General features: G+C 30.4%; 1 protein-coding gene. It reads left to right on the forward strand.

Features of this window, described 5'->3' with window-relative positions; all coding sequences use genetic code 11:
• The first annotated feature begins 110 nt into the window (after nucleotides 1–110).
• A complete protein-coding gene (locus D8837_RS09350; protein WP_260468894.1) occupies nucleotides 111–1034 on the forward strand; it encodes a tyrosine-type recombinase/integrase in 924 nt (307 codons plus the stop codon).
• Nucleotides 1035–1279 lie beyond the last annotated feature (245 nt).

Consider the following 1279-nt stretch of genomic DNA (forward strand, 5'->3'; position numbering starts at 1 on the left):
GAAGTTGGCTACTTAATTACCGATGAGCAAATTCTTATTCGCTTCAAAAAAAAGGTTATGAAGCCTATATAAATGATTTTTCTGATTCAGCAGTTAAGAAAAATTCAACTATGTCGTATAGAGAATTTTACGAAACGTATTTCAAGCCAGACTATAAACAATCAGTCAAACCACAGACGTTTGAAAGTAGATTGTCTTCAATGGAAATTCATTTGAAATATTTTTTTAATCGTAAGTTGAGAGATATATCTGCTCCAATGGTTAAAAAATGGCAAAATAATCTTTCATCTAAATATTCATTAGGTTATGTAAGGGCAATACACGGGCTATTTCAAAAGAGTTTAGATTTAGCAGTTAAATTAGGTTTACTTAACCAGAATATAGCAAAACAAGTCGGAAATGTTAGAAAGGTACGGCAAAAAGTCGATTTTTGGACAAAGGAGGAAGCCAAGAAAGTATTCTCAACATTTGATTTACAAGACTATTATGATAGATTTGCTTTTACTCTTATCTATACTCTCTTTATGACTGGCTTAAGAATAGGAGAAGCACAAGCCCTGATATGGTCTGATATTGATTTTACCGAAAAAACCCTAGAAGTTAGTAAAAATATGNATTATAAAACCTCAAAAGAATTTTATATTACCGAACCAAAGCCTTTAGCAAGCAATAGAATAATTGCTCTTGACGATATAACTTTGCAATATTTGAGCGAGTGGAAAGATATTCAAGGAAAAAATATTATTAGTGATTTTATTTTCTCCTACAATGGTTTACCAACCAACAAAAGTGCAACGCATCATATAATTACACGTCATTCCAAACTTGCTGGAGTTCATAGAATCAAAACACACGCATTGAGACATTCTCACGCAAGCCTCTTAATTTCTTTAGGAGAAAATGCATTAGTTATTCGAGATAGACTTGGACATGAAGATATACAAACCACGCTAGGAACATATGGGCATTTATATCCAAATATGAACCGTGAAGTAGTAGATAAGTTGAACAAAGTTTTTAAGTATATTGAATAACAGAGTTTTTACTAATAACAGTATGTGGATAGAAAATGCAATAATTCAAATCCTTAAAAAATTTTGATATAATTAAATATAGTTTTTAAGAATGAAAGCGATGGTGAAGATGAGACATGAATAGCGGACAGAAGAAAAGACTCAATTCAATTTTTAGTAGATATTATAACTATTATTACACCATCTTTAATATTGATTTAACAGAAGATTTATTAAAAAAGACAGAGTTTACGATTGAAAAACCA

The sequence above is a fragment of the Streptococcus mitis genome, assembly GCF_003942965.1.
Taxonomy (GTDB): Bacteria; Bacillota; Bacilli; order Lactobacillales; family Streptococcaceae; genus Streptococcus; species Streptococcus mitis_BH.